Genomic DNA, 15,348 nt, shown 5'->3' on the forward strand with positions numbered 1-15,348 from the left:
TATTAAGGGGAGTCCTACAATGAACTCCTCTTTGCATATTGATAAGGATATTTTTATTGCCATTATAAAATATATAAGTTATGTTGGGACTGTATAAGTGTGATTGTTAGACCAGTAAGAATGGTTAAATGATTACACTTATTTTAACTTATAATTAGGAAAGTAATTGCTCTGACGATAGGTTGTTTTAGTTGATATAGATTAAATGCATATGCTTACTTTAATTGAAATTAAGTGTTATAATAAAAATTATTTACTATTACTTTACAATAAATATTAATCTAGGATAGTAAGGTATTTTGAAAGGAATTAATTAAGATGGAAAATGGTTTTAATATATTATCTAATATAATGAAAAAAAGTAGGCCTGAAGATTTATGCTTTTTGATATTTAAAGGGAACCTATTAGTTAAGAAAAATGGGGAATTATTAAGTATTCCTATTTTTGATGAAATTATGAGATTGGGAGTTAAATATGAGAAAGAATTCCTCTTAGGAGAGATTGAAGATAAATTTTGCTTCGCAATAGAGGCTTGCTCAGAAATTGAATTGGAAAATAATTTTGAGTTAATATCATTACATGAAATAGGGCCATCATTAGAGGAAGAATTGTTTTTAGCAGCAGGAAGGGCTAATCAAATATTAAATTGGGATAAGACACATAGATTTTGTGGAAAATGTGGATCTAGAACAGAAAATAAAAAAGATGAAATGGCTAAAATTTGTCCGAGCTGCAATAATGTAATGTATCCTGTAATATGCCCTGCTATAATAGTTGCTGTCATGAAAGGAGATCAAATACTTCTTGCCCATAATGGAGGTTTTAAGAACAATATGTATAGTTTAATTGCAGGCTTTGTAGAGGCTGGAGAAGATCTAGAAAGTACAGTTAAAAGAGAAGTTTTTGAAGAAGTTGGAATAAAGGTTAAGAATATTAAGTATTATAAAAGTTCTCCTTGGTCATTTCCTAATTCATTAATGGTTGGATTTTTGGCAGAATATGAATCTGGAGAAATAAAGGTAGATGGAAAAGAGATAGTTGATGCGCAGTGGTTTTCAAAAGACAATTTTCCGAATATACCTAAAAAGTTTACTCTTGCGAGAAAATTAATAGATGAATTTATCGAAAAAAATAATTAATATAGTTAGAACATAAATGAAGAGAGATGGCGTTTTACATGTTTCATAAAATACCAGCATTTACGTCTTACTATGGGATATATTATATAAAAGAGCGTCTGATATTTATAAATATTAGATGCTTTTGTTATTATATTTAGATACTGTATATTTACAAGTGATAAGTTTTATTAATTGAAAATTATATAATTTTAAAATTTATATTAAGAATAGTAGAATTATTTTTTGAAACAATAACTATATGGAGAGGATATTGTTTTTGTGTAAATTATAAATTTTTAAATAAAATATGCTATAGAAAGAAGATGATTTAATGATACATGAGCTGAAAATAACACCTAAGAATTATAAAGTGATAAGAGAGGGAAGTAAGACCTTTGAATTAGTAAAGGATAATGGAGATTTTAATGTTAGAGATATACTAATATTTCAAGAATATGAAGATTCAATTGGATATACAGGAAGAAAAATAATTAAAGAAATTTCATATGTTTCTAGTAAAGGCGAATGTGGATTAGATGAAGATTTTTGTGTACTTGGATTAAAAAATACATTGTGCGTGGAACTCAAAAATATAGATTCTGATGAAATAACACTAATGAATCAATTGAGAAAAGTTGAAAAGGAAAATGATGAATTTGAGACTGCTGTAGTGAAAAATCATGTTAATAGAGCTATAGAAGAATTCTGGGATAAAGTGCAATCTTCATTGGGAGCATTAGAGAAAATTGGAATAAAAGCTGATATTGTAATTCAAGATTACCCAAAACATCTAGAGAAAATTAGAAATGAATTATCAAGTAAAGTATAAAAATTTATAGGTGAATATAATTAATTACAGCAAATGTAGTTCTATAGAAAACTTATTAAATTGCTTTTCATAATTAATATTTAGTAGATTATTTTTTAGAATATTAAAAATAATCTTAATTTTTATGTACGAGTTTACACGTATAGAGTCTATTGGGTTTATTAAAAATAAAAATTTTAGAAAATAGTGATTTTAATATTATAGAGGATTCGGAAAATGTGGTTCGAGTCCTTTTTGTTTTCACCTTTTTTATATAGTATTAAACTAGCAGAATATGAATTATATAATATATCAATTACAATGTATTTTCAACTGATAATAATAAGCACTTGATATATTTCCGTATACATTAACATATATAGAACAATAACATACTATAGAAATATAAAATATATTACCAATTGATAATTAATAAGCAAACTATTATTAAAATAATTGATAAAGAAGGGTGTTAAATAAATCTTTTAGATAGTAGTAAAGGAAGAAAATCATGGTACTTTAATAATTTAGAATTACATTTATCAGTAATTTTATTATAGTTACTTAAATTTTATTAATTAAAAGTAGGTGTAATTTTGAAGAAGGATAATTTTAAAGAGATAAAAAAAGTGCTTTGGATTATTATGTTTGCAAATATAATAATAGCTTTTATAAAAATAATAATTGGTACTTTTGTAAATAGTTCGAGTATAGTGGCAGATGGATTTCATTCAATAACAGATGGATCATCTAATATTATTGGACTTATTGGGGTAGGAATAGCAGCTAAGCCAATTGATGAAGGACATCCTTATGGCCATAAAAAGTATGAAACACTTACAGGATTATTTATTGTTGGAATGCTAGTTTTTATAGGTGGGAAGATTATGATTGATGGGGTTAATAAATTTATGCATCCAATCAGGCCTGAAATTACAGCAAGCAGTTTAATTGTAATGCTTGTTACGTTATGTATTAATATATTTGTTACAAAATATGAATATAAAAAGGGAGTGGATTTAAATAGTGCAATTCTTATTTCTGATTCAATGCATACAAAAAGCGATGTATTTGTAACTATAGGTGTAATAATAGCTATTACCGCAATAAAATTGGGAGTATCGCCACTTGTAGATAGTTTCGCTTCAGTTGTAGTTTCTATATTCATATTTCATTCTGCTTATGAAATATTCAAGTCAGCTAGTGATATTTTAGTTGATGGCATGGTTGTAGAAGCTGGGCTTATAAAAAAAATTACAATGTCTCAGAAAAATGTAAAAGGAGTTCATAAAATAAGAAGCCGTGGGACTATTGAAGATATGCATATAGATATGCATGTTTTAGCAGATTCAAAAATGAGTCTTGAAGAGTCACACAAATTAACTCATGAAATTCAAGACGCTTTAAGAAAAGAATTTAGTAATAATGCTGATGTAATTGTTCATTTAGAGCCATATAGGGAAAATATGAATAATATAGCAAATTAATATATAACATATATTGCCGATTATAAGCCATAATATAACAAAAGAGAAAACAGTATAAGTTCTATATTTTATAATGCTAAGATAACTCCTTTGATTTGTAGATAATCAAAGGAGTTATTGTTTTAAGAATGTTTAATTATTACTTAGCAGTTAAATAATCCTATTAAAGAGCATGTTAAAAAGATATGTGGAATATAATGTTGTTATTTGTTAATCAATAATAAATTCAAAAATAGTTAAAAAAATATCAATATGTAATAACCAAAATGAGGTTGCTTTCATAAAGTATAAGTATAATAAGATAATAAATAACCTGATTTAATTTTATATTTTTAATTTTCTTGAAAAATATAGCAAAAATATGGAGGTGTTAGCGATATCAATACGTCAATAATAAAAAAACGGATTTTTAAGTAATAATGTATTAAAAAATAATTCTGAATTGTCAGAAAATTAGATTGACAAAAAATAGACAAGCTATTAAAATAAGGTTAAAAGGAATTGATAAAAAAATAACAAAGGCTATTATATTTTTCAGGAGATGATATTTATGGTAAAAATAATTAATTCTAAGCAAGCAACAGATTTAGTAAAAGACAATGACGTTTTAGCAACATCAGGTTTTGCATTATTAGGAGTTCCAGAAGCATTGGTTAAAAATTTGGAAAAAAAATTTTTAGAAGAAAATAGCCCAAGAAATCTAACTTTAATGTTTGCAGCAGCATCAGGTGATAGAGCAAGTAAAGGATTAAATCATTTAGCGCATGAAGGTCTAGTAAGTAGGGTTATAGGGGGGCACTTTGGCTTAGCACCTAAGATAGGAGCATTAATTAGAGATAATAAAACATATGCGTATAATTTACCGCAGGGAGTTATGTGCCATATGTTTAGAGATAAAGCAAGTAATAAGACTGGTACAATAACTAAGGTTGGATTAAATACTTTTGTAGACCCTAGAGTAGAGGGCGGAAAAGCAAATTCGATAACTGAGGAGGATATAGTCCAAGTAATAGATATATTAGGTGAAGAAAATTTAATATATAAATGTCCTAACATAGATATAGCTTTTATTAGAGGAACATATGCTGATGAAAAAGGAAATATTACAATGGAACATGAAGCTACTTATTCTGAGGCTGCATGTATAGCGCAAGCAGTTAAAAATTGCGGAGGGACTGTAGTAGTTCAAGTTGAGAAGATTGTGAAATTTGGAACATTAGATCCAAGAGCAGTTAAAATACCTAGAATATATGTTGACTATATAGTTGAAGCAGAAGACAAAGAAGATCAAGCTCAAATATTAGGATACAGTTATGATCCTTCACTAACTGGAGAAGCAAATATGGTAGTCGACGGATTAGAACCATTAAAATTAGATGAAAGAAAAATCATTGGAAGAAGAGCTGCAATGGAATTAGTGAAAGGGCAAGTTGTGAATATTGGAATTGGAATGCCAGAAGCAATTTCAAATGTTGCAAATGAAGAAGGAATATGTGATTACTTTACATTAACTGTAGAACCAGGAGCGATAGGAGGGATTCCTCAAGGTGGAAATAAATTTGGGGCATCAATAAATCCAGAATGTATGTATGATCAACCAACACAATTTGATTTTTACGATGGAGGTGGATTGGATATAGCATTTTTAGGCCTTGCAGAAGTAGACAAGCACGGAAATATAAATGTAAGTAAATTTGGACCAAAGGTTCCAGGCTGTGGTGGATTTATAAACATTACTCAAAGCTCAAAGAAAGTAGTCTTCTGTGGAACTTTTACGGCTAAAGGATTAGATATAAAGATAGAAGATGGAAAATTAAAAATTATAAATGATGGATCAAATAAAAAATTTGTAGATTCTGTTCAGCAGATTACTTTTAGTGGAAATCGTGCAATTAAGTTAAAACAACCTGTTATGTATATAACAGAAAGGGCTGTATTTGAATTAAAAGAGGATGGATTACATTTGACTGAAATTGCACCTGGAGTAGATCTTGAAAAAGATATATTAGCGGCAATGGATTTTGCACCAATAGTAGATAAAGATCTTAAATTAATGGATGCTAGAATATTTGAAGATAAAGTAATGGGATTAAATTAAGTGAGTATTATGGTGAAGGAGAGTGTAAGTATGTTAGAAAATTTAAAAATTAAACTTATAAAAATTGTAAAAGATGCAGAAAAATATAACTTATGCATGGAGAAAATAGGAAGTTTTAGTATTAAAGACGAAAGTTCTGGTTATGTAGTTATAACACCTTCAAAAATTAAAATAGAAGATTTACGTCAGGAACATGTTTGTGTTGTAGACTTAAATGGAAATAAAATTGAAGGAATGGATGGAATTGAACCAAATAATGAGATGCAAATGCATCTTGACATATATAAGGCCAAAAAAGATATAAAAGCGTTTATGCATATTCATCCTGTTTATGCAACTACTTTTGCAGTAGCGAATAAAGTAATTGCTCCAGTAACTTATGATGCTGCAAATTATGGAGGATATATATATTTAGCAAATTATAAAAAAGTAGGAACTAATGATCCAGCAAAAGATTTGATAGAAAGATTGAGTACAAGCGATGCATGCTTATTAGAAAGTAATGGCGTAGTCGTTGTAAGCAAGGATATAGAAGAGGTATTATCTAAAGGAAGATATGTTGAAAAAGTAGCTGAGGTTTATTATAGAGCATTAACTTTAAATCAATTTAAAGAACCTAAAAGATTTACAAGGGAAGAATTAATGGCGTACCTTATAGCAGAATAAAATTTTATAATAACGTTATTTTAGAGTGCCGATCTTATGTCTCTTATCGTTTTAGAGTAATGATAAGAGATCTAAGATTGGCATTTTTTTATTCTTTAGGAATTTATATTCTAATAAAATCTGTGGATAACTTAAAAAAGGTTGATTGACTAGTTTTTGTATTTTAATAAAGAATAAAAAAGAAATCTTATTCGCCTGAAAGTTTTTTTAAATTTCTTCATTTATTACTAATATTTATTCTGATATTTGCTTAAAATAATGTTGAATATTCTAGGTTTAAATTTATTTAGAAACATAACCTAAAAATAGTGTAGCAATTCTTGTTGGATTTTTGCCATTAGCTTGTGAAAATTTTCCTTGTATTGGAAATTTGTATAACATTATATTAAAAAGTATTCATGTTTAAAGGCAAAATTAAAAAATATATAAATTATTGAAATTATTAATGTGTTAATGTCTTGCCGAATATTATAAAAATATGATAATATATTAATTGGTTTGTTGTACCTTTTAAAATTTCTGGATAAATATTTAATATATTAGATAGATGTATATAGTTATTAAGAGATTTTTGACGAATGGATTAAGTAAATAGGAGGACCCATATGAATATTTTTAAGAAAAAATCGTTAGAGAAAATGCTGGAAGGGGCACAAAAGACGGCTTTAAAGAAAAATCTTAAAGCAAAAGACATAGCTGCCTTTGGTATTGGTGCAGTAGTTGGGGTAGGTATATTTGTTGCAACAGGAACAGGAGCACATTTGGCAGGACCAGCTGTAATTATTTCTTTTATATTAGCAGGTATAGTAGCTGGCCTTTGTGCATTATGTTACTGTGAACTTTCAACTATGTTTCCAGTTGCGGGAAGTACATACTCTTATTCATACATAGTATTTGGTGAAATAGTAGCTATGATAATTGGATGGTGCCTTACTGCTGAATATTTAGTTGCATGTAGTGCAGTTGCATCAGGATGGTCAGGAACCTTTATTGGAATATTAAAATCAGTAGGTGTAACACTTCCGCAAGCTTTGACATCGTCACCAAGTAAAGGCGGAATAGTAGACCTACCAGCTGTATTAATAATTGCAGTAATAACTTACATATTATATTATGGTATGAAGGAAAGCGCTAGAGTTAACAATTTAATTGTAGGAATAAAGATAACTATAATTATTGTATTTATAGTTCTTGGAGTATCACATATAAATCCATCTAACTATCAACCTTTTGTACCATTTGGATTTAAGGGGATTTTTGCAGCAACGGCGACTATATTCTTCTCGTTTATAGGATTTGATGCAATATCTACAGCAGCAGAAGAAGCTGAAAATCCTAAAAAAGACATTCCAATTGGACTTATAATTTGTTTAATAGCAGTTACTTTGCTTTATGTTTCGGTTGCAGTTGTGCTTACTGGAATGGTACCTTATAATGAAATAATTTCAGAAAATGCAGTACCAGGAGCTTTAGCTAGGGTTGGCATAAACTGGGGAGCAGCATTAGTTGGAACTGGAGCAATACTTGGAATGGTTTCTACTATGATGGTTGTACTTTATGGCCAAGTTAGAGTATTTATGGTTATGTCAAGAGATGGACTTTTACCAAAATTATTTTCAAAAGTACATCCTACTCATAAGACTCCACACATTTCAACTATGATAACTGGAACTATAGCAGCAATAATAGCAGGATTTTTACCATTAGATATTATTGTAGAATTTTTGAGTACAGGAACATTATTAAGTTTCATTTCTGTATCTCTTGCAGTTATAGTACTTAGAAAAACTATGCCAGATTTTAAGAGAATCTTTAAAACTCCAGGAGTACCATTTACTCCATTAATATCTATAATATGCTGTATAGTTTTATTATGCGGATTGAAATTAATAACTTGGATTGGATTTCTAGTATGGCTTGTTATAGGTTTGGTAGTATATTTTGTTTACGGAAGAAAACATAGTACACTCCAAAATGAAAGTAATGAAGAAGATTCAGACAAGGCTGTATAATTTATAATACATGAAAAAGTAGTAATCATAGATTACTACTTTTTTTATGAATTTTAGTACAAGATATTGAAAGTTTTTTCTAATTATAATTTATGATGCTACTTTTGTTAATATTTTTATAGATTATAATTTATCATAATGGTTAATATATTACTGCCAAGCAAAATTTATATTAATTTAAGGGAGGTAGATATATATGTCTTCAAACAATAGTGGAAGAAACAGAACATTAATACCAGAAGCAAAGCAAGGATTAAACAGATTAAAAACTGAGGTTGCTTCAGAAATTGGATTACAAGACTATGAAAATCAAGATAAAGGAAACCTTTCTTCAAGACAAAACGGAAGCGTTGGTGGATACATGGTTAAACACATGATTGAAAGCTACGAACAAGGTTTAAAGTAATTAAGAACTAAGAACGTAGAAAAAGTTTTCTTTAAAAAGCTGTAAATCTCAATTTGCGGTTAAGTAAGCCAGTAGAACATTTAATATTAAATGTTCTACTGGCTTTTTTATTCTCTAGGAATTTATATTCAAGCTAAATTTGTGGATAGTGTTCCACTTATGAATATAAATTATGAAAAAATGATTCAAAAGTCTATGCTTTGAGAGAGAATAAAAAAGAAAATATATTATTTGCTAGATTCTTTTACGTGCACTTAAAAGATATAGGCTAAAAAATCTTCAACTTAACAGTTGCCTATAATTTTTCTTATGAAAATAATAACAAAATTCTTGACATTTAATAGTAAAGAAGTTATTATAAAAACATAGATAAACGATTACAAAATATTAGGATTGTTACTGACTAGATCAGGCGAAACCTTAATTAATGAGAAGAGATATTACTTAGTCTCTTTTGATTAATTGGGGTTTTTATATTCTAATTTATCATAAACTTTGATTGGGGGATAGGAATGATAATAAAAAAGATATTTAATAATAATGCTATTTTAGCCAAAGACTCCAGTAAGCAAGAGATTGTTATTATGGGGCGTGGAGTTGGCTTTAAAAAAAGTGTAGGAGATCAAGTAGATGAAAATCTAATCGAAAAAACTTTTATACTAAAACAAAAAGATGCCTCAGAGAAATTTAAATTATTATTAGAAGATATTCCTACTGAACATGTATCACTATGTTATGATATTATTGAATACGCCAAGAATATGCTAAGTGTTGAACTAAATGATTATATATATATTACTTTAACTGATCATATTAGTTATGCATTAAAATTATTTGATGAAGGATTAAATCGTCCAAATGCATTAATCTGGGAGATTAAAAAGTTTTATCCTAAAGAATTTGAAATTGGATTAAAGGCATTAGACTTAATCCAGAGTGAGACTAATAAAAAATTACCAGAAGATGAGGCGGGAAATATAGCTCTTCATTTAATAAATGCTCAGACTAATAATTCGAGCAACAAAGTCGAAGACATTGCTCATCAAACAAAAATGATACAGGATATATTAAATATAATTAAGTACACTTACAACATTGCACTTAATGAAAAATCTCTTAATTATGAGAGGTTTGTTACACATTTAAGATTCTTTTTTCAACGATTAAGTAAAAACGAAAAGATGGAAAAGGAAGAGGATGATTTTTTATTAAAGCAAGTTAAAACCAAATATAAAAAAGCATATGAGTGTATGTTGAAAATACAGAAGTATTTAGAAAAAGAATTATCTGATGAAGAGCAACTATATTTAACTATACACATCCAACGTGTGACTCAAAGATAAATTAAAGAATAAAAAGTATTGGATTGTTACTGGTAAAGCAGGCGAGACCAAATATGGATAGAAAAGATATGTCTATCCATATCTGGTCTCGTTTTTTATTCTTTAGGAATTTATATTCCAGTAAAATCTGTGAACGAGGTACTCCTTGAGGGTATAACTTAAAAAAGGTTGCTTGGATAGTTTGGGTATTTTAAAAAGAATAAAAAAGAAATCTTATCCGCCTGCCAAATTTTTCTCACATGCGTTCGAAAAGGCAGATGCGTAAAAAAATCTTCAGCTCCAAAGTCGCTTGCGATTTTGTTATAAAGATATATGAAAAGGAGAATTATTATGAAATATGAACAATTAGCAAAAGACATTATAAAGAATGTCGGTGGTAAAGAAAACGTTAATAGCTTAACGCACTGTATTACTCGATTACGTTTTAAGCTGAAAGACGAAAGTAAAGCAAATACTGAGGTATTAAAAAATATGGATGGGGTCGTTACTGTTGTAAAGAGCGGGGGACAATATCAAGTGGTTATTGGCAATCATGTTCCAGACGTTTTTGCTGATGTTGTTGCAATAGGTGGATTTCAAGCTGGAGCTTCTGAAGATGCTTCTGAGGAAAAAACAGGATTATTTAATAAGTTTATAGATACTATTTCAGGAGTATTTACTCCGCTTTTAGGAGTATTAGCTGCAACCGGGATGATAAAAGGATTTAATGCATTATTTGTGGCATTGCATATGTTTAGTACTACTGATGGAACTTATCAGATTTTAAATGCAGTAGGAGATTGTTTATTTAATTTCTTTCCAATCTTTTTAGGTTATACGGCTGCTAAAAAATTCAAAGGTAATCATTTTATTGGCATGGCAATAGGTGCAGCACTTGTTTACCCATCACTAGCAGGATTAACTGCACCGCCAGCACAACCATTATATACTTTATTTGCAGGCACATTAATTGAATCACCAATATATATAACTTTTTTAGGAATTCCAGTAATACTTATGAGCTATACATCAAGCGTTATTCCAATTATTATAGCTACATACGTAGGTGCTAAAATTGAAAGTGGATTTAAGAAGATAATACCAGATGTAGTTAAAATGTTCTTAGTTCCTTTTTGCACATTATTAGTAGTAGTTCCGCTAACTTTTATAGTTATTGGGCCTATTGCAACTTGGGCAGGTAAATTACTAGGTGCCTTAACACTTGCTATTTATGGTTTGAGTCCAGTTATTGCAGGTTTATTCATGGGAGCTTTCTGGCAAGTATTTGTTATCTTTGGATTACATTGGGGATTTATTCCAATAGCAATAAATAATATAGCAACATTACATTATGATACAATTCTAGCACTTGTATTTGCAGCTTCATTTGCTCAAACTGGTGTAGTTGGAGCTGTTTTACTTAAAACAAAAAATCCTAAGTTAAAATCTCTATGCGTACCAGCCTTTATTTCAGGAATTTTTGGTGTCACAGAACCAGCTATTTATGGTATTACATTACCACGTAAAAAACCTTTTATATTGAGTTGTGTAGGAGGAGCAATTGGTGGTGCTGTTATGGGATTTATGGGAACTAAAGTTTATATAGTAGGCGGATTAGGCATCTTTGGGTTAGCAAGTAATATTGGTCCGGAAGGAATAGATAAAGGATTCTGTGGTTCAGTAATTGGTATTGTAGTAGCATTTTTATTAGGATTTATACTAATGTTATTTACAAAACTTGAAGATAATACGGATTCAGGTAAAAGTAAGAACGATTTAAACACAGTACAACCTTTAGTTAGACAAGAAATCTTAGTAAGTCCATTAAAAGGTGAAGTTAAACCTTTATCAGAAGTAAAAGATGAAGCATTTTCAAAAGGTGCACTCGGAAAAGGCATTGCGATAGAGCCAAAGGAAGGTAAAATACTTGCTCCTGTAGATGGAGTTTTGACAACATTTTTCCCAACAGGTCATGCACTAGGAATCACAAGTGCTAACGGTGCAGAAATATTAATTCATGTGGGCATGGATACTGTGCAGCTCGAAGGAAAATACTTTTACCCTAAAGCGAAACAAGGAGATACAGTAAAAGCAGGACAGGTACTACTGGAGTTTGATATTAATGCTATAGAGAAAGAAGGGTATTCTTTAATAACACCAGTAGTAATTACTAATTCAGATAGTTATTTAGATGTTATTGAAACTGATAGAAAGATTATTGATTATAAAGAAGAGCTACTAACAGTAATGATATAAGATATTGGAGAATAATTTAAAATATACTGGGGATTAGTTTATAATAAATGTAATACCCAGTATATTAAAATATGATAAATCAGGGGGGAGTTAAATGAAAAAAATAATTAGTAAGCATGGAAAAATCATTATGTCAGTTATTATGGCAGTAACTATGATAAGTACACCTCATGTTGGTGCTTTTGCAGCTGATAATAATAAGACTCAGGAACCATCTTATCGTACTACTACAGAGGTATTTGATTGGGGACCTGCAATCACAAAAATAATTGTTGATTTAGGTCAAGCTATACCGCAATCAGCAATTACTAAGGATACATTCGAAGTGCATGTATTAAGGACTGAGAATAGGGCAAATTCACCTATATTAGGAGAAGCAGAAGGAAATTGCAAGATTAAAAACGCATATGTTTCTGATGATATTGGAAATATTCAAAGCAAAGGAAATTATATTACTTTTGATTTGGAAGTTGGACCTGATGTATCTTTAACTTCGCCGATTAACTATAATTTAACTACGAATCTCAATGGCTGGGTTAATTGTGATTTTACAATTAAGCAGAAGAATGATATCATTACGGATTCAGCCAAAATTTCTGGTTTAGTTATAAATAAATTTGCGGGTGGAACTAAAAAGCTTGTTGATGATTTTAAAATTGGAAATGCAACTTATGATAACGTTACTCTAAAATATGCAAGCTATACACCAGAAAATGATTATAGTAAAAAGCCACTAATTATTTGGTTACATGGTATTGGTGAAGGCGGAACAGATGGACTTTTACCTATATCAGGAAATAAAGCTGTAAATTTTGCATCAAAAGACATGCAAGCATATTTTAACGGTGCATATATTTTAGCGCCTCAGGCACCAACTTTTTGGATGGATGGATTTACTGGTTTTGGAGATGGAAGCTCAAAGTATGAAAAAGCTCTTATGTCATTAATTAAAGATTATGTCTCAAAGAATAGTAATATTGACACAAACAGAATTTATATAGGTGGAGACTCTAATGGTGGCTATATGACAATGCTTATGATACGTGATTATACTGATTATTTTGCAGCAGCATTCCCAACTTGTGAGGCGCTAAAGGATACATTGATTACTGATAAAGATATTGAGGCGTTTAAGAAAGTGCCAATTTGGTTTACAGCAGCTAAAACAGATACAACAGTAGTTACAGCTGATAATGTAGTTCCAACTTATAATCGTTTAGTGCAAGCCGGTGATACAAATGTTCATTTTTCATTTTTTGATAATGTAATTGATACTACAGGCCTATACAAAAAAGCAGATGGAACACCATATGAATATATGGGTCATTGGTCATGGATATATGTATATAATAACCAATGTTCAGCAATAATAAATGGAAAAGTAACAACGCTTATGGAATGGCTCTCTGACCAGCAATTAAATAAAGAAACTAAATCTCAAACAGGAATGAAACCTATTACGGTATCTCAGACTATTACTGTATCACAAAACTAGTACAGTTATTGTCACAACGAAAAGAAGTTTTATTTTTATAATATTTTTAAACATATGGAGGATACAATAAGATGAATGATAATTCAGAAATAAAGGGATTCCCAAAAGGATTTTTATGGGGCGGAGCTACAGCAGCGAATCAGTGCGAAGGCGGATACTTAGAAGGTAATAAAGGTTTATCTACAGTTGATGTAATTCCAGCAGGTAAAGACAGATTTCCAGTGATGCTTGGAAAGATGAAAATGATGAAATGCGATGAAGAACACTATTATCCAAGTCATGAAGCAATAGATTTTTATCATAACTATAAAGAAGATATAGCATTATTTGCTGAAATGGGTTTTAAGACTTTCCGTCTATCTTTATCTTGGGCACGAATATTTCCAAATGGGGACGATAAAATGCCAAATGAGGAAGGATTAAAATTTTATGATAATGTTTTTGATGAGTGCCATAAATATGGTATAGAGCCTTTAGTTACTATAACTCACTTTGATGTACCAATGCATCTTGTAGAGACAATTGGTTCATGGAGAAGTCGCAAAATGATAGATTATTATGAAAGATTATGTGAAGTGATTTTTGAACGTTATAAAGACAAAGTGAAGTATTGGCTTACTTTTAATGAAATAAATATGCTACTACATCTGCCTTTCATTGGTGCAGGATTAGTTTTTGAAGAAGGAGAAAATGAAGAAGCTATAAAGTACCAAGCAGCACATCATCAATTAGTTGCAAGTGCAAAAGCTACTGAAATAGCACACAAGATAAATCCAGATTTTAAAGTTGGTTGTATGCTTGCAGCTGGTAATACGTATGCAAATACTTGTGCTCCAGAAGATGTATGGAAAGCTGTGGAGAAGGATAGGGAAAACTATTTCTTTATTGATGTTCAATCTCGTGGGAAATACCCAAACTATGCAAAGAAGATGTTTGAAAGAATGAATATAAAACTAAAAGTGGAACAAGAGGATGAAAAATTATTAAAAAATAATACGGTTGATTTCATTTCTTTCAGCTATTATGCATCAAGATTAACTAGTGCTGATCCAGAAATAAATGCACAAACAGAAGGTAATGTATTTGCTACGCTAAAAAATCCATACTTAAAAGCAAGTGAGTGGGGGTGGCAGATTGATCCTCTTGGACTTAGAATTACTTTAAATTCTTTGTGTGATCGTTATCAAAAGCCATTATTTGTAGTTGAAAATGGATTAGGAGCTGTTGATACTACAGATGAAAATGGATATGTAGAAGATAATTATCGTATTGATTATTTAAGGGAACATATCAAAGCTATGAGAGATGCAATTAATATTGATGGGGTTGATCTTATTGGATATACTCCATGGGGATGTATAGATCTTGTAAGCGCATCCACAGGAGAAATGAAAAAAAGATATGGTTTTATTTATGTTGATAAAGATAATGAAGGCAAAGGTACATTAAAGCGTAGTAAGAAAAAGAGCTTTTTCTGGTACAAAGAGGTCATTTCTACTAATGGAAAAGATTTATAGAAAGCAGTTTATATTTTAGAAAAGAGATTTTTACAGATAATAGCTATTAAAGCTCTCCTTTTAACTTCAAAGCGCATTTCATAGTGTTCATGAAATATTTTTAAATAAAGTATGTATAAAATAGTATTTATTATGCACATTATGAATATAAGCTAAAAG

11 protein-coding genes are annotated in these 15,348 nt (G+C 29.8%); all 11 read left to right on the forward strand.

What is annotated here, in order from left to right; translation table 11 throughout:
• Nucleotides 1-318: 318 nt before the first annotated feature.
• The 11 genes from nudC (at nucleotide 319) to T483_RS0122050 (ending at nucleotide 15,189) form a co-directional block, all read left to right on the forward strand.
• A complete protein-coding gene (nudC, locus tag T483_RS0122000; protein WP_026888770.1) occupies nucleotides 319-1,140 on the forward strand; it encodes an NAD(+) diphosphatase in 822 nt (273 codons plus the stop codon).
• 313 nt (nucleotides 1,141-1,453) lie between these two features.
• Nucleotides 1,454-1,951 carry a DUF3850 domain-containing protein gene (locus T483_RS0122005; protein ID WP_026888771.1) on the forward strand — a complete coding sequence of 166 codons (498 nt, stop codon included), beginning with the start codon at nucleotides 1,454-1,456 and terminating at the stop codon, nucleotides 1,949-1,951.
• A 575-nt stretch (nucleotides 1,952-2,526) separates the two neighbouring features.
• Nucleotides 2,527-3,417 carry a cation diffusion facilitator family transporter gene (locus T483_RS0122010; RefSeq protein ID WP_026888772.1) on the forward strand — a complete coding sequence of 297 codons (891 nt, stop codon included), beginning with the start codon at nucleotides 2,527-2,529 and terminating at the stop codon, nucleotides 3,415-3,417.
• 550 nt (nucleotides 3,418-3,967) lie between these two features.
• Complete coding sequence (locus T483_RS0122015; protein ID WP_026888773.1) at nucleotides 3,968-5,515, forward strand: acyl CoA:acetate/3-ketoacid CoA transferase; 1,548 nt, start codon at nucleotides 3,968-3,970, stop codon at nucleotides 5,513-5,515.
• 30 nt (nucleotides 5,516-5,545) lie between these two features.
• Nucleotides 5,546-6,181: a class II aldolase/adducin family protein gene (locus T483_RS0122020; RefSeq protein ID WP_026888774.1), complete on the forward strand. Its 636-nt coding sequence runs from the start codon at nucleotides 5,546-5,548 to the stop codon at nucleotides 6,179-6,181.
• A 605-nt stretch (nucleotides 6,182-6,786) separates the two neighbouring features.
• Nucleotides 6,787-8,193 carry an amino acid permease gene (locus T483_RS0122025; RefSeq protein WP_026888775.1) on the forward strand — a complete coding sequence of 469 codons (1,407 nt, stop codon included), beginning with the start codon at nucleotides 6,787-6,789 and terminating at the stop codon, nucleotides 8,191-8,193.
• A 196-nt stretch (nucleotides 8,194-8,389) separates the two neighbouring features.
• A complete protein-coding gene (locus tag T483_RS0122030; RefSeq protein WP_012059455.1) occupies nucleotides 8,390-8,599 on the forward strand; it encodes an alpha/beta-type small acid-soluble spore protein in 210 nt (69 codons plus the stop codon).
• Between the two features lie 512 nt (nucleotides 8,600-9,111).
• On the forward strand, nucleotides 9,112-9,942 hold the full coding sequence (gene licT / locus T483_RS0122035) for a BglG family transcription antiterminator LicT (protein ID WP_026888776.1): 831 nt from the start codon (nucleotides 9,112-9,114) through the stop codon (nucleotides 9,940-9,942).
• Between the two features lie 330 nt (nucleotides 9,943-10,272).
• Nucleotides 10,273-12,177 (forward strand): beta-glucoside-specific PTS transporter subunit IIABC, encoded by a 1,905-nt coding sequence (locus T483_RS0122040; protein WP_026888777.1) that lies wholly within the window; start codon nucleotides 10,273-10,275, stop codon nucleotides 12,175-12,177.
• A gap of 94 nt (nucleotides 12,178-12,271) precedes the next feature.
• The gene (locus T483_RS0122045) at nucleotides 12,272-13,672 is read left to right on the forward strand and encodes a prolyl oligopeptidase family serine peptidase (RefSeq protein WP_026888778.1); all 1,401 of its coding nucleotides are present in this window, start codon (nucleotides 12,272-12,274) and stop codon (nucleotides 13,670-13,672) included.
• A gap of 71 nt (nucleotides 13,673-13,743) precedes the next feature.
• Nucleotides 13,744-15,189: a 6-phospho-beta-glucosidase gene (locus T483_RS0122050; RefSeq protein WP_026888779.1), complete on the forward strand. Its 1,446-nt coding sequence runs from the start codon at nucleotides 13,744-13,746 to the stop codon at nucleotides 15,187-15,189.
• Nucleotides 15,190-15,348: the final 159 nt, after the last annotated feature.

Origin of the sequence: Clostridium beijerinckii HUN142 (assembly GCF_000621745.1) — a bacterium.
GTDB classification, from domain to species: domain Bacteria; phylum Bacillota; class Clostridia; order Clostridiales; family Clostridiaceae; genus Clostridium; species Clostridium beijerinckii_A.